This window comes from Escherichia sp. E4385, from assembly GCF_963883145.1.
Taxonomy (GTDB): Bacteria; Pseudomonadota; Gammaproteobacteria; order Enterobacterales; family Enterobacteriaceae; genus Escherichia.
Genome location: NZ_CAWOOJ010000021.1, coordinates 49193 through 71454 on the forward strand (window position 1 = coordinate 49193; position 22262 = coordinate 71454).

General features: G+C 49.9%; 24 protein-coding genes. 6 read left to right on the plus strand and 18 right to left on the minus strand.

All coding sequences use genetic code 11. The features are described from left to right. Positions 1-41 precede the first annotated feature (41 nt). Complete coding sequence (gene yncE / locus AACS80_RS21235) at positions 42-1103, minus strand: 7-bladed beta-propeller protein YncE (RefSeq protein ID WP_135409960.1); 1062 nt, start codon at positions 1101-1103, stop codon at positions 42-44. 240 nt (positions 1104-1343) lie between these two features. Between yncE and pqqU the strand changes: the two genes are divergently transcribed. Beyond that, positions 1344-3446 (plus strand): TonB-dependent receptor PqqU, encoded by a 2103-nt coding sequence (gene pqqU / locus AACS80_RS21240; protein ID WP_135409959.1) that lies wholly within the window; start codon positions 1344-1346, stop codon positions 3444-3446. Between the two features lie 142 nt (positions 3447-3588). Here pqqU and mcbR read toward each other — a convergent pair whose 3' ends face one another. Together mcbR and curA are read right to left on the minus strand one after the other, a co-directional pair. Next, positions 3589-4254, minus strand: coding sequence for a colanic acid/biofilm transcriptional regulator McbR (mcbR, locus tag AACS80_RS21245; RefSeq protein WP_130210191.1), 666 nt, complete (start codon positions 4252-4254; stop codon positions 3589-3591). Between the two features lie 198 nt (positions 4255-4452). Next, on the minus strand, positions 4453-5490 hold the full coding sequence (gene curA, locus AACS80_RS21250; RefSeq protein WP_135409958.1) for an NADPH-dependent curcumin/dihydrocurcumin reductase: 1038 nt from the start codon (positions 5488-5490) through the stop codon (positions 4453-4455). A gap of 180 nt (positions 5491-5670) precedes the next feature. On the opposite strand from curA, the gene AACS80_RS21255 reads away from it, so the two are divergent. Next, a complete protein-coding gene (locus tag AACS80_RS21255) occupies positions 5671-6189 on the plus strand; it encodes a GNAT family N-acetyltransferase (protein ID WP_130210195.1) in 519 nt (172 codons plus the stop codon). Next, positions 6186-6635: a DMT family transporter gene (locus AACS80_RS21260; RefSeq protein WP_001548534.1), complete on the plus strand. Its 450-nt coding sequence runs from the start codon at positions 6186-6188 to the stop codon at positions 6633-6635. Before AACS80_RS21255 ends, AACS80_RS21260 begins: the two co-directional genes overlap by 4 nt. Here AACS80_RS21260 and ydcY read toward each other — a convergent pair whose 3' ends face one another. Further along, entirely contained in the window at positions 6636-6869 is a 234-nt protein-coding gene (gene ydcY, locus AACS80_RS21265; protein ID WP_113649882.1) for a DUF2526 family protein YdcY, read from the minus strand. Positions 6870-6954: 85 nt separating this feature from the next. Continuing rightward, the gene (locus AACS80_RS21270; RefSeq protein WP_130260844.1) at positions 6955-7128 is read right to left on the minus strand and encodes a GhoT/OrtT family toxin; all 174 of its coding nucleotides are present in this window, start codon (positions 7126-7128) and stop codon (positions 6955-6957) included. 194 nt (positions 7129-7322) lie between these two features. Here AACS80_RS21270 and yncL point away from each other — a divergent pair, with 194 nt between their 5' ends. Further along, positions 7323-7418 (plus strand): stress response membrane protein YncL, encoded by a 96-nt coding sequence (yncL, locus tag AACS80_RS21275; RefSeq protein ID WP_074399477.1) that lies wholly within the window; start codon positions 7323-7325, stop codon positions 7416-7418. 98 nt (positions 7419-7516) lie between these two features. On the opposite strand, the gene patD is transcribed toward yncL, so the two are convergent. From patD to AACS80_RS21315, 8 genes are all read right to left on the minus strand, one after another. After that, positions 7517-8941 carry an aminobutyraldehyde dehydrogenase gene (gene patD, locus AACS80_RS21280; RefSeq protein WP_131161500.1) on the minus strand — a complete coding sequence of 475 codons (1425 nt, stop codon included), beginning with the start codon at positions 8939-8941 and terminating at the stop codon, positions 7517-7519. A 21-nt stretch (positions 8942-8962) separates the two neighbouring features. Beyond that, positions 8963-9757 (minus strand): ABC transporter permease, encoded by a 795-nt coding sequence (locus tag AACS80_RS21285; protein ID WP_130260846.1) that lies wholly within the window; start codon positions 9755-9757, stop codon positions 8963-8965. Next, entirely contained in the window at positions 9747-10688 is a 942-nt protein-coding gene (locus tag AACS80_RS21290) for an ABC transporter permease (RefSeq protein WP_001251315.1), read from the minus strand. Before AACS80_RS21290 ends, AACS80_RS21285 begins: the two co-directional genes overlap by 11 nt. Next, entirely contained in the window at positions 10689-11702 is a 1014-nt protein-coding gene (locus AACS80_RS21295) for an ABC transporter ATP-binding protein (protein ID WP_131161502.1), read from the minus strand. Between the two features lie 17 nt (positions 11703-11719). Next, entirely contained in the window at positions 11720-12865 is a 1146-nt protein-coding gene (gene ydcS, locus AACS80_RS21300) for a putative ABC transporter substrate-binding protein YdcS (RefSeq protein WP_130260848.1), read from the minus strand. Between the two features lie 241 nt (positions 12866-13106). Further along, the gene (locus AACS80_RS21305) at positions 13107-14516 is read right to left on the minus strand and encodes an aminotransferase-like domain-containing protein (RefSeq protein ID WP_135409956.1); all 1410 of its coding nucleotides are present in this window, start codon (positions 14514-14516) and stop codon (positions 13107-13109) included. Positions 14517-14595: 79 nt separating this feature from the next. After that, positions 14596-15012 carry a type II toxin-antitoxin system HicB family antitoxin gene (locus tag AACS80_RS21310; RefSeq protein WP_135409975.1) on the minus strand — a complete coding sequence of 139 codons (417 nt, stop codon included), beginning with the start codon at positions 15010-15012 and terminating at the stop codon, positions 14596-14598. A 43-nt stretch (positions 15013-15055) separates the two neighbouring features. Then, positions 15056-15232, minus strand: a complete 177-nt coding sequence (locus AACS80_RS21315) for a type II toxin-antitoxin system HicA family toxin (RefSeq protein ID WP_130222688.1) — start codon at positions 15230-15232, stop codon at positions 15056-15058. Between the two features lie 221 nt (positions 15233-15453). Here AACS80_RS21315 and AACS80_RS21320 point away from each other — a divergent pair, with 221 nt between their 5' ends. Further along, positions 15454-15684 (plus strand): YncJ family protein, encoded by a 231-nt coding sequence (locus tag AACS80_RS21320; protein WP_130260851.1) that lies wholly within the window; start codon positions 15454-15456, stop codon positions 15682-15684. 92 nt (positions 15685-15776) lie between these two features. Here AACS80_RS21320 and rlhA read toward each other — a convergent pair whose 3' ends face one another. Continuing rightward, entirely contained in the window at positions 15777-17738 is a 1962-nt protein-coding gene (gene rlhA / locus AACS80_RS21325) for a 23S rRNA 5-hydroxycytidine C2501 synthase (RefSeq protein WP_130210251.1), read from the minus strand. Between the two features lie 72 nt (positions 17739-17810). Continuing rightward, positions 17811-18347 (minus strand): helix-turn-helix domain-containing protein, encoded by a 537-nt coding sequence (locus AACS80_RS21330; protein WP_135409955.1) that lies wholly within the window; start codon positions 18345-18347, stop codon positions 17811-17813. 52 nt (positions 18348-18399) lie between these two features. On the opposite strand from AACS80_RS21330, the gene ydcO reads away from it, so the two are divergent. Then, positions 18400-19611: a BenE family transporter YdcO gene (gene ydcO, locus AACS80_RS21335; protein WP_135409974.1), complete on the plus strand. Its 1212-nt coding sequence runs from the start codon at positions 18400-18402 to the stop codon at positions 19609-19611. Between the two features lie 34 nt (positions 19612-19645). Here the strand turns inward: ydcO and AACS80_RS21340 are convergent, their stop codons facing one another. The 3 genes from AACS80_RS21340 to tehA all read right to left on the minus strand — a co-directional run bounded on the left by AACS80_RS21340 (position 19646) and on the right by tehA (position 22194). Further along, positions 19646-20314, minus strand: a complete 669-nt coding sequence (locus AACS80_RS21340; RefSeq protein WP_064527441.1) for a DUF3313 domain-containing protein — start codon at positions 20312-20314, stop codon at positions 19646-19648. A 297-nt stretch (positions 20315-20611) separates the two neighbouring features. Next, positions 20612-21205 (minus strand): tellurite resistance methyltransferase TehB, encoded by a 594-nt coding sequence (tehB, locus tag AACS80_RS21345; protein ID WP_130210217.1) that lies wholly within the window; start codon positions 21203-21205, stop codon positions 20612-20614. After that, complete coding sequence (tehA, locus tag AACS80_RS21350; RefSeq protein ID WP_135409954.1) at positions 21202-22194, minus strand: dicarboxylate transporter/tellurite-resistance protein TehA; 993 nt, start codon at positions 22192-22194, stop codon at positions 21202-21204. Before tehA ends, tehB begins: the two co-directional genes overlap by 4 nt. Positions 22195-22262 lie beyond the last annotated feature (68 nt).

Consider the following 22262-nt stretch of genomic DNA (forward strand, 5'->3'; position numbering starts at 1 on the left):
CGCCGCATCCGGCCTACGAAAGACAAACTCCCCTGTGTCGATTACAGCGCAATACGAATCACATCGTCCGGCTGGGTAGCTTCCTGCTGTTTAGTGGATTTTTGTTTAACACTGACATACAGCGTTTTGCCATCGGCAGACAGCGCTAGGCTATTCGGATGAGTCGGCGTATCGAACGTTTTCACCACCTTATAGCTTTTCGCATCAATCACACTAACTTTACCCGCCTGACGATGCGTCACGTAGGCTTCATTACGCGCTGGGTTAAACAGCACAGCCAGTGATTCCGGTGCCGCAACCTTCGCCAGAATATTGCCATTACGGGTATCGACCACTAACACTTCTGCCGCTTTTGAATCGGTGATAAATGCACGCTGATTGGCGGTATCAAGGCTGATGTTGATAAAGAAGTGCTCTTTGCCGTCATCCAGCAGCTTTTTACGGCTGAGGATTTTATTGTCGGCGGTGTCGATGGTAATCAATTCGCCGTCAGCGTTAGTGGTGTAAAGACGTTTGCCTTTACTATCCAGCGCTAAACCAGTGCTCATTTTACCGGTGTTCTGGATGGCGGTTTTCAGTTTGATATTCTCGCCATCAACGACCCAAATCACGCTCTCTTTGCCAATACCACTGATGTAAACCGTGTTCGTGGCATCGTCAGCTACCAGCTCACGCGGCTGCAACGGGCGCACCTCTTCCGTGCGCTTACGATCATCCAGCACCAGACGCCCTTTCACTTCGCCCGTTGTGGCATCTATCGCCGTGACCGCGCTGTTTACGGTGTTACCAAACCACAACGTCTGAGTCGTGTTATTGATGGTGGCACCAAACGGCTTGAGATCGTTATGGATCGCCTGAGTCACTTCCAGAGTGACCGGATCGAGACGATAAACCACGCCGCCTTTATCCAGTTTGCGGCTTTGCGAAGTAGCAAGCCACAGCGCGTTCTCCTGCTGGCTATAAGCCATTTCGTAGGCACCTTTACCTACCGCTTTACGCAGCATTTCTTCTGCGGCCTGCGTACTGAATGATGAAGCAACGAGCAATGAACCTAACAGTAATGAACCACGCAGGCGCGATGAAAACAGATGACGTAAATGCATGACGACTCCCTTTGATGAACCGATATTTTTGCTGCTTCACAATGCTTCGCTGAGCGTAATCATCGTTACACTCTTGTTATAAATGGGAATGGTAATCATTATTTTCTCAAATGTGGAGTATTTCTTGTCGTTACGACTACAATTTTCTCAATTACTTAACGTATTGTGCCGTTTAGTTTTCCATAAATTTACAATTTTATTACCATGACGGCGTATTCCCATTCTTAACCTGGCTTTTTCATGAAGATTTTTTCCGTCCGACAGACCATTTTGCCCGCACTGATTGCCCTTTCTCCTTCCGCTTTTGCAACCAATGAACAAACCATGATTGTCAGTGCCGCGCCACAAGTGATTTCCGAGCTGGATACGCCAGCAGCCGTTAGCGCGGTGGATGGCGAGGAGATGCGCCTGGCAACACCGCGCATCAATTTGTCTGAATCACTGACCAGCGTGCCCGGTTTGCAGGTACAAAACCGGCAGAACTATGCGCAAGATTTACAGCTGTCGATTCGCGGATTTGGTTCCCGCTCCACTTACGGAATTCGCGGTATTCGCCTGTATGTGGACGGTATTCCCGCCACCATGCCCGACGGACAAGGGCAAACATCCAACATCGATTTAAGCAGTGTGCAAAATGTGGAAGTGCTGCGTGGCCCCTTCTCTGCCCTATATGGCAACGCGTCTGGCGGGGTGATGAATGTCACTACTCAAACCGGGCAACAGCCGCCAACCATTGAAGCCAGTAGTTACTATGGCAGTTTTGGCAGCTGGCGCTATGGGCTGAAAGCAACGGGCGCAACGGGCGACGGCACACAGCCGGGCGATGTCGATTACACCGTCTCAACCACACGCTTTACGACCCACGGCTATCGTGACCATAGTGGTGCACAGAAAAATTTAGCCAATGCCAAACTGGGCGTACGCATTGATGACGCCAGCAAATTAAGCCTGATTTTCAACAGCGTGGATATCAAAGCAGATGATCCAGGTGGATTAACCGAAGCAGAATGGAAGGCGAATCCACAACAAGCGCCACGCGCTGAACAGTACGACACGCGAAAAACCATCAAGCAAACTCAGGCTGGGCTGCGCTATGAGCGTAGCCTGAGTTCGCGGGATGATATGAGTGTGATGATGTATGCCGGAGAGCGAGAAACGACCCAGTATCAGTCAATCCCAATGACACCGCAACTTAACCCGTCGCATGCGGGCGGCGTGATTACTCTGCAACGCCATTACCAGGGGATAGACAGCCGCTGGACACACCGTGGTGAACTGGGCGTTCCGGTCACGTTCACTACCGGCCTGAACTACGAAAACATGAGTGAAAACCGCAAAGGCTACAATAATTTTCGCCTGAATAGCGGCGTGCCGGAGTACGGGCAAAAAGGTGAGTTGCGCCGCGACGAACGCAATCTGATGTGGAACGTCGATCCCTATTTACAGACACAGTGGCAGCTGAACGAAAAACTTTCGCTGGATGCTGGCGTGCGCTACAGCTCCGTATGGTTTGATTCCAACGATCATTACGTTACTCCGGGTAACGGCGATGATAGCGGTGATGCCAGTTATCACAAATGGCTACCAGCCGGATCGCTAAAATATGCAATGACCAATGCCTGGAATATCTATCTGGCAGCCGGGCGTGGTTTTGAAACGCCGACGATTAATGAACTGTCTTATCGCGCTGATGGGCAAAGCGGTATGAACTTTGGTTTAAAACCATCCACCAACGATACAATTGAGATCGGCAGTAAAACGCGTATTGGTGATGGGTTGCTTAGTCTCGCATTGTTCCAGACCGACACCGATGATGAAATTGTTGTCGATAGCAGTAGCGGTGGACGCACCACGTATAAAAATGCCGGTAAAACGCGTCGTCAGGGCGCTGAACTGGCATGGGATCAACGTTTCGCGGGAGATTTTCGCGTAAAAGCGTCCTGGACCTGGCTTGATGCCACCTATCGCAGCAATGTTTGCAGTGAACAGGATTGTAACGGTAACCGGATGCCAGGGATCGCCCGTAATATGGGTTTTGCGTCGATAGGTTATGTACCGGAAGATGGCTGGTATGCAGGCACGGAAGCGCGTTACATGGGCGATATAATGGCAGATGATGAAAATACGGCCAAAGCGCCTTCTTATACTCTCGTCGGCTTATTCACCGGGTATAAATACAATTACCACAATCTAACTATGGATTTATTTGGTCGTGTCGATAATTTATTCGATAAAGAATATGTCGGATCGGTGATTGTTAATGAATCAAATGGTCGATATTACGAACCAGCTCCCGGGCGTAATTATGGTGTCGGCGTGAATATCGCATGGCGATTTGAATAACTATACTCTAAATAATTCGAGTTGCAGCGGCCCCGTAAGGGGTGAGACCCATGGATGGGCCGAATAACCCGCAGACGCAGCACATGCAACTTGAAGTATGACGAGTATACATTGATGCCCGATATTTGCCGGGCGTTTTAATTTAACAACTGTATTGCTGGCACAACATAGCAACGTTTTTTTGCATAATTTCAGCAAGACAATGTCTGCATCCCTCTTTGTCTTTTGCTTTTAACGCGGCGAATAGTACATGATAGCTTTCAATACGCTCACGTAATTCCGCTGGATTAATCGCTTCATAAAGATAATGTAAACCAGGTCCCATCCTGACCCATAATTGCTCAATCATTTCACACAGAATGGGCATTTTTGAACGATGATAAATCGCTAAGCGAAATAGTTTGTTTGCATTAATGAGTTGTTCCATATCGCCGTTTTCTTGCGCCTGCTGTAATTTCTCGAGCAATTCCTGAAGTTCCGCTATGTCTTGCGAGGAAATGTTTTCAACAGCCAGGGCAACTGCCATTAATTCCAGTTCGTAGCGGATCCGATTGATTTCGTCTAATTGACTTTGCCTTACTTCCGGTACTGTAAATGCTTGTGCCGGTGCGACAGAGAGCGCATTAACCGAAACCAGGCGTAATAGTGCTTCACGCACGGGTGTAATACTCATGCCTAATTGCTCCGCCAGATTTTTAGTGATCAAGCGTGCGCCAGGTTTCAGTGCACCAATACTAAGTTGATGTTTCAGGTCGTTCTCAACCTGCATAGTCAAACTGATATGCGATATTTTTTCCGTTCCAGGCATGTTATTTCCTTCAGGTGTATTCGTTCCAACTCTGCCGGTATAGCAGAAGTCGTTTACCTGGTGTATGAAGCTGAATAATCATTATCCACTCATCTTTATTGTTATTAGCTACAGAACAGTGATGTGATTAGTTAATTAAAGCTGGAAATAAGATTTTTGCCTGGATTTTTGTGGCGGCTTTACGCCGCCGCCGTATCTTTAGTCATCACCCGCGACACGAATAACAACTTTGCCGAAGTTTTTGCCGCTCAGCAGGCCGATAAACGTCTGCGGTGCGTTCTCCAAACCGTTGGTAATTTGTTCACGATAGTGAATTTTACCCTCTTTCACCCACTGTCTCATCTCCTGCTGGAACTCATGGATCCGGTGGCCATAATCCTGACTGATAATAAAGCCTTGCAGGCGAATACGTTTTTTCAGCACCGTGGCCATCAACAACGGTAAACGGTCTGGCCCCGATGGCAACTCCGTCGCATTATAGCCGCTTACTAAGCCACAGACAGGAATACGCGCGGAGGTATTAAGCAACGGCAGCACAGCATCAAACACCTTCCCGCCAACGTTTTCATAATAGATATCAATCCCTTTCGGACACGCTTTCGCCAGCTGCCCGGCAAAATCATCCGCGTGGTGGTCAAGGCAAACATCGAAGCCCAGCACCTCGGTAGCATGGCGGCATTTTTCCGCGCCACCGGCCACTCCAACTACCCTACAACCTTTAAGTTTTCCGATTTGCCCCACCGTCGCACCCACTGGTCCTGTCGCTGCAGCAACCACCAACGTTTCGCCCTCTTTGGGCTGACCGATATCCAGCAGGCCCATATAAGCGGTAAAGCCGGGCATCCCCAGCACACCCAGTGACCACGAAGGATTTTGCGGATGATCGCCAAGTTTCACCAGTTCATCGCCACTGGATATGTCATAGTCCTGCCATCCACTGTAGCCAAGCACCCAGTCGCCAGGCTGGTAATCAGGATGATTCGACTCCACGACACGGCTCACCGTACCGCCGACCATCACCCCGCCAATATCAACGGGCGGTGAATAAGATGGCTCATCGCTCATTCGTCCACGCATATACGGGTCCAGTGACAAATAAACTGTGCGCAGTAACACCTGTCCTTCACCCGGTGTGGCGACATCATCTTCTTCAAGACGAAAATTCTCCGGAACCGGCGCGCCATGCGGACGCGAGGCCAGAACCCAACGGCGGTTACGCTGCTTTTGTTGCCCCATAATGCTCTCCTGTGCTTTTGGCATGAATCGATCAATGGTAGCAGGCACACGTGGTTATATTTGTCTGTATGCATCACATTCCTCCCACAACACGCAATAATTTCATTGTAGATTGCGTTGCTTCCGGCTGTTTTCGATAGTATTGATAACATCATCATCAATATTTAATCGAGGCCAGATATGTCCATCCGTTTTGCCTGCAAAGCCGATTGTGCTGCTATTGCGGAAATTTATAACCACGCCGTGTTGTATACGGCGGCTATCTGGAATGACCAAACTGTGGATGCAGATAACCGCATTGCCTGGTTTGAAGCGCGGACTTTAGCAGGTTATCCAGTGCTGGTGAGCGAGGAAAACGGCGTAGTGACGGGATATGCCTCGTTTGGCGACTGGCGTAGTTTCGATGGTTTTCGCCATACCGTGGAACATTCGGTTTATGTCCATCCCGATCATCAGGGCAAAGGTCTTGGGCGTAAATTGTTAAGCCGATTGATCGATGAAGCGCGGGATTGCGGGAAGCATGTCATGGTCGCCGGGATCGAATCGCAAAATCTGGCCTCGCTGCATCTCCACCAGTCTCTGGGATTTGTCGTCACCGCACAAATGCCGCAGGTAGGCACTAAATTTGGTCGTTGGCTGGATCTGACATTTATGCAGTTGCAACTCGACGAGCGCACTGAACCGGACGCGATTGGATGAATCAGTCGCTCACCCTTGCCTTTTTGATTGCCGCCGGAATTGGCCTGGTGGTGCAAAACACGCTGATGGTGCGCATCACCCAGACCTCCTCTACCATTCTCATCGCCATGTTGCTGAACTCACTGGTGGGGATTGTGCTATTCGTCTCCATTTTATGGTTTAAACAAGGGATGGCAGGGTTTGGCGAACTGGTTTCCAGCGTGCGTTGGTGGACACTGATTCCTGGCTTGCTGGGATCATTTTTTGTCTTTGCCAGTATCAGCGGATATCAGAATGTGGGGGCAGCTACGACCATTGCAGTACTGGTCGCCAGTCAGTTGATTGGAGGGCTGGTGCTGGATATTTTGCGTAGCCATGGCGTGCCATTACGGGCGTTGATCGGCCCAATTTGTGGCGCAATTTTACTTGTGGTTGGCGCCTGGCTGGTGGCCAGACGCTCGTTTTAATCACAGGATAGTGCCGCCTTTGGTTAACTGTTCGTGGCGAGCTTCCATATCTTCTTTATGCTTACGCCCGTGATGAGCGATTGCTGTACGCAAACGCTGCTGCTGAGTGTAACGTTCCTCCCGGCTTAACTCTGCGTCATCGCTCAGGGCGATTAATAATTCGTTCATATGGGCAATGACGCTCTCATCAATCGCTGCATCCACGCGTGCGATGACCTCTTCCAGATGCGACATACTTTCTCCTTAGCCACTTGTGAAAATTATCGATTCTCCCAAATGATATAAGTCTGCGTTGTGCCGTCAAGCTAGTGCTCAAGATTTAAAACAGCGAAAACAGCAGCGCCACTGGAAAACTCATCGGCCAGGTCACCGCCACCAGGAAGGCGCTCAGAAAACGAATGTGCTTCTTCTCGTGGGAAAGAAACCAGGTAGTAACAAACGCGATAGCTGCCATAACAGCATAAAAAACAAGCAGGTATTGATAAAGAGACATGTACGGGCATCCAGCCAGAGGAATAAAACGCGCGCAAATATGCGTTATTTTTTGATGCACATCAAGTTTTTCAACCCGTTTGAGATATTTCCATAACCCGGGAGCTTCCCTTGTCCATCTTCAGAATGAGTATTATTGCAGATTTACTTAACCCGTACTATACACATAGGGGCTATGACAAAAGGTGGCAAAATATGAATGTTTCCAGTAGAACTGTAGTGCTTATAAATCTCTTTGCTGCTGTTGGATTGTTTGCTCTTATCTCTATGAGATTTGGTTGGTTTATTTGATGTAGCGATATTGCACGCAGTACACACTGTCAGAGAGATATCAACTCTCTGACAGTGTGTTAGATCTTCTCACACTCTCCCTGGCTACAATATTACCCTTAATGTTTAACCATTACGTGGCGGACAACGGTGTAATCCTCCAGCCCATAAAGTGACATATCCTTGCCATAACCTGAAAGTTTCTGACCACCGTGCGGCATTTCACTTACCAGCATGAAATGGGTATTGACCCATGTGCAGCCATATTGCAGACGTGCACTAACGCGATGCGCCCGCCCCACATCTTTCGTCCACACTGAAGAGGCTAAACCATACTGGCTATCATTTGCCCAGTTCACTACCTGTTCTTCATTATCGAAGACAGTCACGCTCACCACTGGACCAAATACCTCTCTTTGAACGATAGCATCTTCTTGCAACGCGCCTGCCAGCAGCGTCGGCGTATAGTAATAACCGTTACCTTTTCGTTTCTCCCCACCGGTGATCACTTTAATGTGTCCCGTCGCTTTCGCCTCTTCCACTGCTTTGCTGACGCGGTCGAGATGAGCCTGGGAACTCAACGGCCCCAGTTCCGTTGATTCGTCATCTGGCGCGCCCGATTTCAAGGTTGCGACAGCGGCGCCGAGTTTTTCCACCAGCGCATCGTAAATGCCTTTTTGCGCATAGATTCGACAAGCTGCGGTGCAATCCTGACCAGCGTTGTAATAACCAAACGTGCGGACACCTTCAACCACAGCTTCAATATCAGCATCATCAAAAACAATGACCGGCGCTTTGCCGCCTAACTCCATGTGGGTGCGCTTAATGGATGGCGCGGTATGGCTGATGATGTGCTCACCGGTGGCGATAGACCCCGTCAGCGAAACCATGCGCACTTTTTGATGCCCGGTCAGCGGATCGCCCACGGTCTGGCCCCGGCCAAACAGTACATTGATCACGCCCGGCGGGAAGATATCTTTCGCCAGCTCTGCCAGTTTTAGTGCGGTCAGCGGCGTGATTTCTGATGGCTTCAGTACCACGCAGTTCCCCGCCGCCAGTGCCGGAGCCAGTTTCCATGCAGCCATCATCAATGGGTAATTCCAGGGGGCAATAGAAGCCACAACGCCCAGCGGATCGCGGCGGATCATCGAAGTATGTCCCTCGAGATATTCTCCTGCCGCCAGACCATTCAGGCAGCGAGCAGCTCCGGCGAAAAAGCGAAAAACATCGACAATCGCAGGAATTTCATCATTGAACGCACTATGCAGAGGCTTGCCACAGTTACGAGATTCCAGTTCGGCAAAAACCTGACCATTTTCTTCAATAACATCAGCCAGTTTCAGCAGGCATTCTGCGCGCACCTTCGGCGTGGTTTGCCCCCATTCGGCAAATGCCGCATCTGCCGCGCGAACAGCAGCATCAACTTGCTCTGCCGATGCCTCGGCAATCTCCAGTAAAACGTCCCCCGTTGCCGGATTATAGACAGGCTGTTTTTCCCCTTCGCCGCTAACCAGTTCTCCGTTAATCAGTAACTTATGTTGCATAGCATATTCCTGTATCAGTGGTTATTGACCATTGTCGCCTTCGCGGGTTAGCCACCAGGCTCCCAGGATCGGCAAGGTTGTTACCAACATAACCAGCAGTGCCACCACGTTGGTTACCGGTACATCACGTGGTCGCCCAAGCTGATTGAGCAACCACAACGGTAACGTCCGTTCATGGCCTGCCGTAAAGGTCGTAACGATGATTTCATCGAACGACAAGGCAAACGCCAGCATCCCTCCTGCCAGTAGCGCCGAACTGAGATTCGGCAACACCACATAACGAAAGGTTTGCCAGCCATTAGCCCCAAGATCCATTGACGCCTCAACCAGACTCCACGAGGTGCGGCGAAAACGGGCAATGACATTGTTAAACACCACCACTACGCAAAAAGTCGCATGCCCGACCACGATGGTGAAAAATCCCGGCTCCAGATTGATGGTTTTAAACGCGGTTAATAACGCCAGACCAGTAACAATGCCTGGCAGCGCAATAGGCAGCAGCAGTAACAGAGAAATGGCGTTTTTGCCGAAAAAGTCTCGTCGCCACAGCGCGGCAGCTGCCAGCGTCCCTAACACCAGCGCAATTAATGTTGCCAGCGCCGCCACTTTAAGTGACAGTGTCACGGCATCAAGAATATCACTACGCTGTGCTGCCACGCTAAACCAGCGCAGTGTCAGACCTTGCGGGGGGAAGCTAAATGCTGCTTCTTCAGTATTAAAAGCATAGGCAGCAATAATAAGGATGGGAAAATGTAGGAAAACCACGCCGCCCCAGGCCGCCAGTTTGAGGAAAAACGGTGCGCGTTCAGAGTGCATCGAACGCTCCCAGACGTTTCACGAACGCCAGATAGAGTGCGATAAGGACTATCGGCACCAGAGTAAAAGCCGCAGCCATCGGCATATTGCCAATCGCTCCCTGCTGGGAGTAGACCATATTGCCGATAAAATACCCTGGCGGGCCAACCAGCTGTGGGACGATAAAATCACCCAGTGTGAGCGAAAAGGTAAAGATAGAGCCAGCCGCGATGCCAGGGATCGCCAGCGGCAGCACCACATAACGAAAGGTTTGCCGTGGACGCGCGCCAAGATCAGCCGACGCCTGCAACAATGACGGCGGCAAACGCTCAAGCGCCGCCTGCACAGGCAGGATCATGAACGGCAACCAGATATAGAGAAACACCAGAAAGCGCCCTAGCCCAGAAGTTGACAGCGTATTACCGCCCACCGCTGGTAATGTAAGGAACGCTGTCAGCAGTGGTTCCAGCCCCAGATGTTGTAAAAACCACTGCGCCACACCGTCTTTAGCCAGCAATAAGGTCCAGGCATAGGCTTTAACAATGTAGCTTGCCCACATGGGCAACATCACCGCAATGTAAAAGAACGCTTTCATTTTGCCGCTGGTATAGCGCGCCATATACCACGCCATCGGAAAGGCCAGAATGGCACTGGCGATAGTGACTGCCACAGCCATTGTCAGTGTGCGGAGAATGATGTCGTAATTCGCCGGATTAAACAGCGCACGGATATTCGCCAGCGTCAGTTCCGGCGTTACCGACATGGTGAAATCGTCAAAGGTATAAAAGCCCTGCCATAACAACGTCAGCAGCGAGCCGAAATAGACAATGCCAAACCACATTAGAGGGCCAAGCAGCAGCAAAAACAGCCCCAGCCCCGGATTACGCCAGAAGAAACCGGACACCTTACCCAGACCAGGACGTGAAGGTGATTGCAATACGTTCATCGCCATTCACCTCTCCTCAACCAGTGGCACCATCACATCACGCGCCCAGGAAACCATCACCTGTTGCCCAGCCGTGAGCGTGTTGGGTAAGTCTTCGCCCGTTACATTTGCCTGGCTAACCAGCAGTTTTTCACCGCTGTTAAGTTTCAGTTCAAAACGTGTGGCTGCCCCCTGATATTGCACCGCCTGAATCGTGCCATTGGCCTGCACTTCACCTGGTGTATTCAGGCGAATATGTTCCGGCCGCAGGGCAAAACTGCCCACCATGCCGCAAAGATTCTCGGCCATTAGCGGATCAAAAACGTTGGATGTCCCGACGAATCCCGCAACAAACGGCGTGCGCGGGCGCATATAGAGATCGCGCGGGGAATCGACCTGTTCAATGCGTCCATTATTGAAAACCGCCACACGATCGGACATCGATAACGCTTCGCCCTGATCGTGGGTAACGAAAATAAAAGTGATACCGAGCGACTGTTGCAGCTTTTTCAGCTCAAGCTGCATTTGTTCGCGCAATTTGAGATCCAGTGCGCCGAGCGGTTCATCCAGCAACAACACGCGCGGTTCGTTCACCAGTGCTCTGGCGATGGCGACTCGCTGGCGCTGACCACCAGAAAGCTGTGACGGTTTACGTTGCTGTACAAACCCCAACGCCACTTTCTCCAGCGCCTCTTGCGCCATTGCGTACCGCTGCTTTTTATCCACGCCTTTAACCATCAGCCCGTAGGCCACATTCTCGAGAATCGACATATGGGGAAACAGCGCGTAATCCTGGAAGACGGTATTCACGTCCCGCTCCCACGGCGGTAGATTACTGGCCGGTTTTCCAAAGATAGCAATCGCCCCGCCGGAAAGCTGTTCGAAGCCAGCAATCAGGCGCAGGCAGGTGGTTTTGCCGGAACCGGACGGTCCCAGCATAGAGAAGAACTCACCATCTTTTATCGCAATACTGACGCCATCTACCGCGCGCACGTCGCCGTACAACCGCGAGACGTTGTCAAACTCCACTGCGTACGTCATAAAACACCCCAGCGAAGTTAGCGACCGCCCATAATGGCAATGTAATCCTGCGTCCAGCGACTGTAGGGAACAAACTTGCCCCCTTCGGCTATAGGCGTTTTCCAGAAGGCGATTTTATCGAAATAGTTAAAGCCGTTGGTTTCACAGCCTTTATCGCCCAGCAACGGACTGGCTTTGCAGCCTTCCGGTACTACCGGCAGCGAACCAAACCAGGCCGCTACATCGCCCTGCACCTTCGGCGTTAATGACCAGTTCATCCATTTGTAGGCACAAACCGGATGTTTCGCTTCGCTATGTAACATAGTGGTGTCAGCCCAACCGGTAACGCCCTCTTTCGGGAAGACGGTGGCGATCGGTTGGCCTTCGGCTTTCAATGCGTTGGCCTGATACGGCCAGGCACTGGAAGCGACCACTCCCTCGTTTTTGAAATCGCTCATTTGCACGGTAGTGTCATGCCAGTAGCGATGGATCAAACTATGTTGATCGCGCAGCACTTTCAGTACCGCCTGATATTGTTGTTCGGTGAGTTGGTATGGATCGGAGATACCCAACTGCGGCTGAGTCGCTTTGACGAACAGCGCAGCATCTGCAATGTAGATAGGGCCGTCATAAGCCTGTACGCGGCCTTTATTACTCTGACCGTCCGGTAGATTCTGCTCAACAAAAACCACTTGCCAGCTATCTGGTGGTGTCGGGAAGGTTTTGGTGTTGTACATCAACAGGTTCGGACCCCATTGATATGGCGTGCCATAAACTTTTCCACCCACGTTAAACCAGTCGCCTTTAACCACGCGCGGATCGAGCGTTTTCCAGTTGGGAATCAACGCAGTATTAATCGGCTGCACGCGTTTACCCATAATCAAACGCAGCGAGGCATCGCCGGACGCCGTGACCAGATCGTAACCTCCTTTGGTCATCAGGCTGACCATTTCATCGGAAGTCGCTGCAGTTTTCACATTGACCGCGCAACCTGTTTCTTTTTCAAATTGCGTCACCCAGTCGTATTGTTTATCGGTTTGTCCGCGTTCGATGTATCCCGGCCAGGCGATAATATCCAGTCGTCCTTCCGGTTTATCCAAATTGGTAGGTTGTTCGGCGGCGTGGGCGGTCATTAATGTCATGGTAAGCGCACACAGGCTGCTGCGGGCAAATGTCTTGCTCATAAAGTCTTACTCCTGTCGTAATTAATTGTTCAGCCGCCGTGCCGTAAAAATATCTCCTTGTTTAACCATAGACGGCGGCTTGCAGGCGCACCCTCGCCCCCGAGAAAATTTAATCAGGATGTGAGCTAACGCGCATTATGCCGTTTGAGAAGCTATCTTCTGGAGTATAGACAAGGGGTTAGGAAATATAGCTTCTATTCGAAATTCATATTACCCAACCTGAGAGAAATTAAATGGGGATCTATTTCAGGTATTCTTTAATAAGGTGACCTAATTGTTTAACCGCCTGTTCTTCGCGCTCCCCCCACTGCCATGCAGTATTAAAACGGAAAAAACGGGACCAACTTTCGCCAGTAGAAAACATTTTACCCGGCGCAATGCTGATGTGATGCGCCAATGCCTGAACACTTAATTCGCCCGCATCTAACGGTTCGGGAAGCTCCAGCCAGAGAAAATAACCGCTGTCATTGTGATGAATTTTCACTTCCGCAGGCAGATAACGCAGCAGCGCCTGCCAGGCACGTTGTTTACGTTCCGCAAGCTGACGACGTAGACGACGAAGATGGGCATCGTAGCGACGAGTAGAAAGGTAATCCACCAGTGCAAGCTGCATTGGCGAACTTGTGGAAAGCGTGCTCATCAACTGCAATCGCTGGATTTTGCGTGCATGTATTCCGGCGGCGACCCAACCAATGCGAAAACCTGGCACCAGACATTTAGAAAATGATGAGCAAAGCAGTACACCATCGTGACGATCCCACGCTTTCGCGGGTAGCGGTTTTTCCCGACCAAAGTAAAGCTCACTGTAAACGTCATCTTCAATTAACATCACGTTGTACTGATTGAGCAACGCTACCAGCCGCGCTTTTTTCTGTGGCGTTAAGGTAAATCCGAGTGGATTCTGGCTATTAGTCATTAGCCAGCAGGCTTTGACCGGATACTCCTGTAACGCCAGTTCCAGCGCCTGAAGATCTATCCCGTCTTTAACGTCCGTCGCCACCGATAACGCTTTCAACCGTAGCCGCTCCAGCGCCTGCAACGCGCCGTAGAAACAAGGATTCTCGACAATCACCCAATCACCCGGTTCAGTGACCGCTTGCAAACTGAGGTTTAATGCCTCTAACGCCCCGGCGGTAATGACAATTTCATCAGGAGAAATAGTGATGCCTTGTAAGGCATAGCGACGAGCAATAGCCTGACGCAGTTCTGCATTCCCTGGCGGCAAGTTTTCAATCACGCTCATCGCCGTGGCGGTTTTACTCACCTGCGCCAGCGAGCGGTTCAGTTGCTGTAGCGGAAACAGGTGCGGATCGGGAAAGGCTGAAGCAAACGGTACTACCGATGGATCGCGACTGGCCTGCAACATATCAAAAATATAGGTGTTAATATCGACCGTTTCATCACGCGTTACCGGAATCGCAAGTGCCTGCGGTGATTTCACCGTGCGCGGCGCAACGTAATAACCTGACTGTGGCCGCGCAATAATATACCCCTGACTTTCGAGCAACTGATAAGCATGACCGACAGTCATAAAGCTCATGCCAGAAATCGCAACCTGTTCACGTAGAGAAGGCAGGCGATCGCCGGGTTGCCAGATGCCTGACGCAATTTGCTCACGTAATAGTTCTGCGAGCTGCTGGTATTTTTTCATTAATTGGATCGTTATTATGTGCAGGTGATCCGGCAGTCTATATCAGTTGTTAAAAATGACAACTTTACGTTAACTGTAATTAAACCATTACCAGCGATAACTCTTTGCCCAGGGCTTTAGCCGCAAGCTGGACGGCGTCGATTTTTGTCGCATGATGCAAATCAAACAAGCGAGTGATCTCCTGCCTGGGTTTACCAATCCGCCTCGCCAGCTCTTGCTGGGTGATATCTGACTGTAAAAAAGCATTTAACAGCAATACCTTAGAAGCGACACTTAAAGGCACTTCAACAAAGTGATCGTTGTTATTTAATGGCGAAGGCAACGGGATTAGCTCGTTATCTTCAAAATAAAAATCAAATGCGGTGAGTAAGGCATCTTTGGCTGCTTCTATCGCTTCAGCGACAGTTTCTCCCTGCGTTAACGCTTCAGGGATATCTACAAAAGAAACCACATAACCGCTTTCCGGCGCAGGTGTAAGAGTGACGGGATAACGCATAATTTTGACTGTCTCTCGCATGTCATTAACCTTCTGATGGCGATTAATTCAAACCGAGTTGTTTCAGGATTGCTTTACGCAATGGTTCTTTTATCTCGTCACTGGGGGGACGCGGCATGACACTACGTCGCCCCTGAAACCTGAGTTTCAAATGGTGGCTGCCATTCGCCACATCTACGCCCTGAGATTCGAGCCAACGTCTGAACTCGCTTTGTTTCACATCGCCTCCCTGCCGCTGAGTATATCAACAAAGTAAACATTAATGTTTACCTCCTTTTTTAATTTGCTCGAAAATAGCACTAATTCGCCGCAACGGTGAAAAGCAGTGCCAAATCAGGAAGGCAGGTTCCAGAAATTCTTTGCGCTAATTTGCAAAACAGAATAATAACTTAAAGAAACTATCGGCATCATAGCGGCAAAGTGTAATAAACGGGTGGCGGGATGTTTACGAAAGCGTTATCGGTAGTCTTATTAACGTGTGCGCTGTTCTCTGGTCAGCTGATGGCAGGACACAAAGGACATGAATTTTTGTGGGTGAAGAATGTGGATCATCAACTGCGTCATGAGGCGGACAGCGATGAATTGCGGGCTGTGGCGGAAGAGTCGGCGGAAGGTTTGCGCGAGCATTATTACTGGCAAAAATCACGCAAACCAGAAACGGGACAACCTTGAGTCGTTTGTTGCCGGATGCGGCATGAACGCCTTATCCGGCAACAATATCATGCAGCTTCAATGAGTTGTGAATACCCCTGAAAGCTTGCGTTTTATCCTTTCCGCTTCGGCAATGTTTTCAGCAGATCATCCGGGCTTACAGATGCGACAACGCTTCCCGGTAACGGCATTTTCAGAATATGATTTTTGATTTTACCGATGACGTGCATCTCACACGGGCGGCAATCAAACTTCAGCGTTAGTACTTCATCACCGTTAACCAGTTGCATCGGCGTTGCCTTCCAGCTTTTAATATTACCTTTCGCCTGTTTCGGACACAGATTGAAGGCAAAGCGCAGGCAGTGTTTGGTGATCATCACCGGGACTTCGCCCTTCTCTTCATGCGCTTCATATGCCGCATCAATCAGTTGTACGCCATAGCGATGATAGAACTCGCGTGCTTTATGGTTGTAAACGTTCGCGAGGAAACTCAAATGCGTTTGCGGATAAACCGGCGCAGGTTCAGCAACCGGTTTACGACTGCCGCGCTGGTAGCTGGCAAGACGTGCAGCATCCAGCATTTCGACGGCTTCACGGCGGAACTGATTTAACAGACTGTTTGGCACAAACAGCGCCCCCGGCAAATTAATTTGCACATCGCGGGCGTAATAGATGGTTTGCCCCAGTTTTGCCAGGCCATCTTTCAGGTTATTCAGCGCTTTTTCGGCGTTATTCGCTTCGTCGAACTGCCCATCCAGGGTATGAGTGATGCTAACGCCCTCTTCGCTGGTTAACGTCAGAATAAGTTGTTCTTGCCAGCCACCCAGTTCAATGTCTACCGCGATCCGACGCTCGCTGGAGGTTTTCGTCAGTGCCTGTTGCCAGTTATGGTCAAGGTTACGGTTAAGCGGATGATGTGGGCGAATTTTATGCAAATCTGCTGGCATTTCATTTGGCCAGACGCGGTAGTGATTTTCTCCGGTTTTCTCTACCGTATTGGCACGAAAGCCAACCACTTCACGTTTAATCATTACGTTCAGGCCATCGCCATTTGCCAGTGGCTCGGTGACGGCAACATCGAGATGATCTTTCGCCACTTTCAATACTTCACCCACCGGCAGGCCGATAAATTTCGGCGAATCGAACGCGCCAATGTCACCTTTACGCGCGTTAACAAAGTAGTCGGTGCTACCACGATGGAAGGTTTTTTCTGTCGAAGGCACAAAGAAATGTTCAGTACGACCTGATGAAGCACGAGCCAGATCGCCGCGCTCTTCAATAATGGCATCCAGCATCTGGCGATAATGGGCGGTGATATTCTTCACGTAGCTCATATCTTTGTAACGGCCTTCAATCTTGAAGGAGCGTACGCCCGCATCGATCAACGCGCCGAGGTTGGCAGTCTGATCGTTATCTTTCATCGACAGCAGATGTTTTTCATAGGAAACCACCCGCCCCTGATCGTCTTTCAATGTGTATGGCAAACGGCACGCCTGCGAGCAATCGCCACGGTTGGCGCTACGTCCCGTTTGTGCATGAGAAATGTAGCACTGACCGGAATATGCCACACACAATGCGCCATGAATAAAGAACTCAATAGTCGCGTCCGTGGCCTGATGAATCGCACGAATCTGCTCCAGGTTAAGCTCACGCGCCAGCACAATCTGGGTAAAGCCAACGTCAGAGAGGAACTTCGCTTTCTCTACAGTGCGAATATCACACTGCGTACTTGCGTGCAGTTCAATCGGCGGAATATCAAGTTCCAGAATCCCCATGTCCTGAACAATCAGCGCATCGACGCCTGTCTGGTAAAGATCGGTAATCAGTCGTTGCGCCGGTTCCAGTTCGTCGTCATGCAAAATGGTGTTAAGCGTGACGAAAATTTTTGCGCCATAACGGTGGGCAAATGGCACCAGTTCGGCGATATCTTTCAGACTATTACTGGCGTTATGACGGGCACCAAAACCAGGGCCGCCGATATAAACAGCATCGGCACCGTGCAAAATAGCTTCGCGGGCAATGGCGGCATCGCGTGCCGGGCTTAACAGTTCAAGACGATGAGAAGATACGGTCACTTTCTTATCCAGTAGCTGAAAAAAGGCGGTTATTTTAGCCACAAGCGCGACGTTGCGAAATAGTTTTCCTGTTCAACTACGCGGGTAATGGATAATGGAATGAAAATGCACGGTTTGCTCGCCACGGTTGCAATAGGCATGGGCAACATCTGCGGCAAAGCGTTCACCTTCTCCACTTTTAAGGCTTCGCCACTCACCACCAACGCACAGGTCAAGCTGCCCACCAATGACGACAACATGCTCGATAACACCCTTTTCGTGCGGCGTCGATTCGCTTATTGCACCAGGGGCCATCAGGATCGAGAAATGTTCAAAACAGAGTTGCGGATCATAAGGAAATAAAGAAGTGATCACCATTGCCTGCTGTTGTGGATCATAAACGGATGGCGTAGCGGTCTGCGGTGGCGAAATAAACGTCGAAAACGGTACGTTCATTCCGGTAGCTATTTTCCATAATGTTGCGACCGTCGGGCTGGATTCATTACGTTCAATCTGCCCTAACATCGCTTTTGAAACGCCCGTCGCTTCTGCCAGTCGCGAAAGACTCCAGCCTCGCTGCTGACGAAGATGTTTAAGCGTAGTGGATAAAAAGCGAGCGAGATTTTCCATGCGACTCCTCCTGCAAAACGGGAGTTTATCACTTGTGCGTTATAACGGACAAATGCTACGGTGCCTGTACGCTATAACGCACGAGGTAACTATGCGTCTGTTTTCCATTCCTCCTCCCACACTGCTTGCAGGGTTTCTGGCGGTATTGATTGGTTATGCCAGCTCTGCGGCAATAATATGGCAAGCGGCGATTGTCGCTGGAGCCACCACAGAGCAAATTTCCGGCTGGATGACGGCGCTGGGACTGGCAATGGGCGTCAGTACGCTGGCTCTGACGTTGTGGTATCGCGTGCCTGTTCTTACCGCATGGTCAACGCCGGGCGCAGCTTTGCTAGTTACTGGATTGCAGGGACTCACGCTTAACGAAGCCATTGGCGTGTTTATGGTCACCAACACATTAATTGTCTTATGTGGCGTAACAGGATTATTCGCCCGCTTGATGCGTATTATTCCGCACTCGCTGGCAGCGGCAATGCTGGCCGGAATTTTGTTACGCTTTGGTTTACAGGCGTTTGCCAGTCTGGATGGTCAGTTTATGTTATGCGGTAGTATGTTGCTGGCGTGGCTGGCGACAAAGGCTTTTGCGCCGCGTTATGCGGTAATTACGGCGATGATTGTTGGGATCGTGGTCGTTATCGCACAAGGTGACGTTGTCACAAAAGATATCGTTTTCAAACCAGTTCTCCCCGCTTATCTCGCCCCTGAATTTTCGTTTGCTCACAGTTTGAGCGTTGCACTCCCCCTTTTTCTGGTGACGATGGCATCGCAAAATGCGCCAGGGATTGCGGCGATGAAAGCCGCTGGGTATTCAGCTCCTGTTTCGCCATTGATTGTATTTACTGGATTACTGGCGCTTCTGTTTTCTCCTTTCGGCGTTTATTCCGTAGGTATTGCGGCTATCACTGCGGCTATTTGCCAGAGCCCGGAGGCGCACCCGGACAAAGATCAGCGTTGGCTGGCTGCCGCTGCGGCTGGCGTCTTTTATTTACTGGCGGGTCTGTTTGGCAGTGCCATTACCGGGATGATGGCTGCCCTGCCTGTAAGTTGGATCCAGATGCTGGCTGGTCTGGCGCTGTTAAGTACCATCGGAGGCAGTTTGTATCAGGCTTTGCATAATGAGCGTGAGCGCGATGCTGCTGTGGTGGCTTTTCTGGTAACGGCAAGTGGGCTGACGCTGGTAGGTATTGGCTCGGCGTTTTGGGGATTAATTGCCGGTGGTGTCTGTTATGTAGTATTGAATTTGATCGCTGACAGAAGCCGATAATCAGAAGCGCCATCTTGCGATGGCGCGACTGGCATTATTTTTTGTTAACGTCAAACATGGTCGCGTCGGTCGCCATGTCATCAATAACTTGCTTAATATTTTCGAAAGCCATTGGTGTGCTTTCGTTGTTCAGGTCCTTACCTTCGCCCTGACGAACCACTTTGATAACTGGTTTGTTGGTAGCCGCATCAATCAGCTCACCTTCAAAGTACAGGCGGGTATCCATGGTACGGTGACCCGTCGCCATTTGCGTCCCCGCTACCACTAATGCGACAGGAACAACTTCATAGAACTGTAACCCTTCTTTGCTGGTATCTACACCAGTAATAGCACCACGGAAAATCAGACTACGAGGCCCAGCGGTAGTAACCAGTGGTTTACGCTGTGAGATGGCTTCTTTCATTTCAGTATTGGTATAGCTCAAAATTCTATCCAGAACTTTTTGCCCTACCTGGGTAGAAGGTTTAGGCACCGGATAATAGGTGATTGGGTTCCAGACGATGCTGTCATATTTACTTTGATCAAAATTTGGATCAACCCAGCGTAATACCGGTTTGCCCGTTGCTGAAGTTGTTTCTTGAAGGTTGGAGTAATTGTTTAAAAAACCAGAATATTTATCTGGCTGGGTGATTTTAGAGGCACAACCTGACAGAGCCAACAAGCCGCATAAAGCCGCAACTTTCGCAATTGATGTGGTACGCATGAATAGTTTCCTGAGATGATTATATTACTTTTTAAGTTATAGCAAAAAGTACCGCTTCGTGTTGTGGCAAAAAAAGTGTTGGTGAAAATAAATTTTCCAGCCCCTTTTCTGACAATATAGTCAATGACGAAAAGGGGGCAGAGTCAATCATCAGTTGTTAAATTTCAGGCAGTTAAGCCGATAAAAAACTTCAACCACTGTGATATATTTCACATCACCTCGATAAAAAATATGCTTACCGAAAAAAAACAGTTAAACATCTCACGTGGGCATTTTCATGCGCCTTGCCCTGTTAGCTTATTTTTTACGTGCCAGCATCGTGGCGAAACGTAGTTTAATGCGATTGCCGTTAGCGTCGGTGCGGTGGAGTTCACCCACGTCTTCATTGTATTTCAGCATCTCCCAGCCTTCGTAATATTGACGTAACTCCCCTTCTTTAAAGGCAAAGGGGAACCCGACGGTACATGGAAAATCAGCTGTGTCCATTGCTGCCACAATCAAGTTATAACCACCGGGTTTGGTGCAACGCTGCATATTGGCAATCAATCCAGGAATGGTTTTCGCCTCCAGGAACATCAGCACCACGGTAGAAAGAATAAAATCGTATTGTCCATCAAACGTCAGGTTATTTAGATCAACAACCTGGGTGCGCAAATTTTCCAGTTTTTCAATGGATTTGATGCGCTCGACGTTGGCAATGCTCATGGCATTTTTATCCCATGCGTCGACATCATAACCATTGGCTGCCAGGTAAAGGCTGTTACGGCCATTACCACAGCCCAGATCCAGCGTTTTACCCGGCTTAACCACTTTCACCGCTTCCAGAACTTCAGAGTGTGTGCGGGTTAATTCATATTTATCAGTGAAGTAGTTTTCATCACGAATAATCATTCTTTGTCCTCAGCTTTCATTAAAACGGCGCGCTCGGTTCTGATTAACAATTTTCCCTGCATCAGAAGCGCGAAAGTACGGATGAGCAGTAATGCGATAATAAAATTGGTAAAAATAAATAGCGGCACAGCCAGGGTATGGAAAAAGCCATTGTCGTTACCGCTTCCTAAATGCAAACCGGTGGTTGCCAGTGCAGATACGCCGAACGAGAAACTCCAGAATGAGGCATTAAACGGCTGGGAGAGATACCACGGCATCAGGCGTAACATAAAAAGAAGTTGCAGTAGACCGTAACCGAAAAGCATTTTCGCCAGTGTGTCGCCCTCGCCACCGTTGACGCTCAACCAGGCGCTACATGCCACTAGCGCCGGTGCAAGCTGAATCCCCAGCGATGTACGCAGTGCCGTGGGCAATTCTCCCGAGCTGCGCAGACGATGAAGGATTACCGGCTCAAGACTTAACCAGGAGAAAACGCCAGCCCCTAAAAATACCAGACCAGCATCGGTGTAGCCCAATGCTCCACAGGCCATTGCACTGATGAAGTTGTTGGCAACAGTCGGTAAATAAAGTCCGGGTGTCGTAGCTTCCTCAGGATGGGAACCGCGCCATAAACCGGCTGTTTGCCAGGCGGCATAAGCCAGTTGAATCACAACACCAATACTGAACAGGCCCACCGCCAGCGGACGAAACCAGGGGACAAAACCAATTGCCACCAGCATCGTTGTTGCCGGAAACAAACTCACAAAACTGCTCATCACTGGATGACGCACTTCCGCCAGCACGCTATGCGGAAAGCGTATGAGTCGGGTAATAAATGCGCTAGTCAGTAATCCCCAAATGATCATTGCCAGAATCACCAGCCCATCGCCCAACCAGTGACTGACCTGCCAAACCTGGCTGGCATAACGCCAGGCAAATCCCATCCCTATCGTCCCCAACACAATGCCAAAGTAACCTGCCGGTAAATTGAGCACTTTATCGCTCTGCATCTTCTTACTCATTTTGTTTAATTTATAAAGTATATTTGAAATGCATTTTATGGAAATTTGCTAAACAT

Excerpts from the sequence above, each read along its gene's own strand:
- yncE (WP_135409960.1), bottom strand. The coding sequence starts at position 1,103 with ATGCATTTACGTCATCTGTTTTCATCGCGCCTGCGTGGTTCATTACTG.
- pqqU (WP_135409959.1), top strand. The coding sequence starts at position 1,344 with ATGAAGATTTTTTCCGTCCGACAGACCATTTTGCCCGCACTGATTGCC.
- mcbR (WP_130210191.1), bottom strand. The coding sequence starts at position 4,254 with ATGCCTGGAACGGAAAAAATATCGCATATCAGTTTGACTATGCAGGTT.
- curA (WP_135409958.1), bottom strand. The coding sequence starts at position 5,490 with ATGGGGCAACAAAAGCAGCGTAACCGCCGTTGGGTTCTGGCCTCGCGT.
- AACS80_RS21255 (WP_130210195.1), top strand. The coding sequence starts at position 5,671 with ATGTCCATCCGTTTTGCCTGCAAAGCCGATTGTGCTGCTATTGCGGAA.
- AACS80_RS21260 (WP_001548534.1), top strand. The coding sequence starts at position 6,186 with ATGAATCAGTCGCTCACCCTTGCCTTTTTGATTGCCGCCGGAATTGGC.
- ydcY (WP_113649882.1), bottom strand. The coding sequence starts at position 6,869 with ATGTCGCATCTGGAAGAGGTCATCGCACGCGTGGATGCAGCGATTGAT.
- AACS80_RS21270 (WP_130260844.1), bottom strand. The coding sequence starts at position 7,128 with ATGTCTCTTTATCAATACCTGCTTGTTTTTTATGCTGTTATGGCAGCT.
- yncL (WP_074399477.1), top strand. The coding sequence starts at position 7,323 with ATGAATGTTTCCAGTAGAACTGTAGTGCTTATAAATCTCTTTGCTGCT.
- patD (WP_131161500.1), bottom strand. The coding sequence starts at position 8,941 with ATGCAACATAAGTTACTGATTAACGGAGAACTGGTTAGCGGCGAAGGG.
- AACS80_RS21285 (WP_130260846.1), bottom strand. The coding sequence starts at position 9,757 with ATGCACTCTGAACGCGCACCGTTTTTCCTCAAACTGGCGGCCTGGGGC.
- AACS80_RS21290 (WP_001251315.1), bottom strand. The coding sequence starts at position 10,688 with ATGGCGATGAACGTATTGCAATCACCTTCACGTCCTGGTCTGGGTAAG.
- AACS80_RS21295 (WP_131161502.1), bottom strand. The coding sequence starts at position 11,702 with ATGACGTACGCAGTGGAGTTTGACAACGTCTCGCGGTTGTACGGCGAC.
- ydcS (WP_130260848.1), bottom strand. The coding sequence starts at position 12,865 with ATGAGCAAGACATTTGCCCGCAGCAGCCTGTGTGCGCTTACCATGACA.
- AACS80_RS21305 (WP_135409956.1), bottom strand. The coding sequence starts at position 14,516 with ATGAAAAAATACCAGCAGCTCGCAGAACTATTACGTGAGCAAATTGCG.
- AACS80_RS21310 (WP_135409975.1), bottom strand. The coding sequence starts at position 15,012 with ATGCGTTATCCCGTCACTCTTACACCTGCGCCGGAAAGCGGTTATGTG.
- AACS80_RS21320 (WP_130260851.1), top strand. The coding sequence starts at position 15,454 with ATGTTTACGAAAGCGTTATCGGTAGTCTTATTAACGTGTGCGCTGTTC.
- AACS80_RS21330 (WP_135409955.1), bottom strand. The coding sequence starts at position 18,347 with ATGGAAAATCTCGCTCGCTTTTTATCCACTACGCTTAAACATCTTCGT.
- ydcO (WP_135409974.1), top strand. The coding sequence starts at position 18,400 with ATGCTACGGTGCCTGTACGCTATAACGCACGAGGTAACTATGCGTCTG.
- AACS80_RS21340 (WP_064527441.1), bottom strand. The coding sequence starts at position 20,314 with ATGCGTACCACATCAATTGCGAAAGTTGCGGCTTTATGCGGCTTGTTG.
- tehB (WP_130210217.1), bottom strand. The coding sequence starts at position 21,205 with ATGATTATTCGTGATGAAAACTACTTCACTGATAAATATGAATTAACC.
- tehA (WP_135409954.1), bottom strand. The coding sequence starts at position 22,194 with ATGCAGAGCGATAAAGTGCTCAATTTACCGGCAGGTTACTTTGGCATT.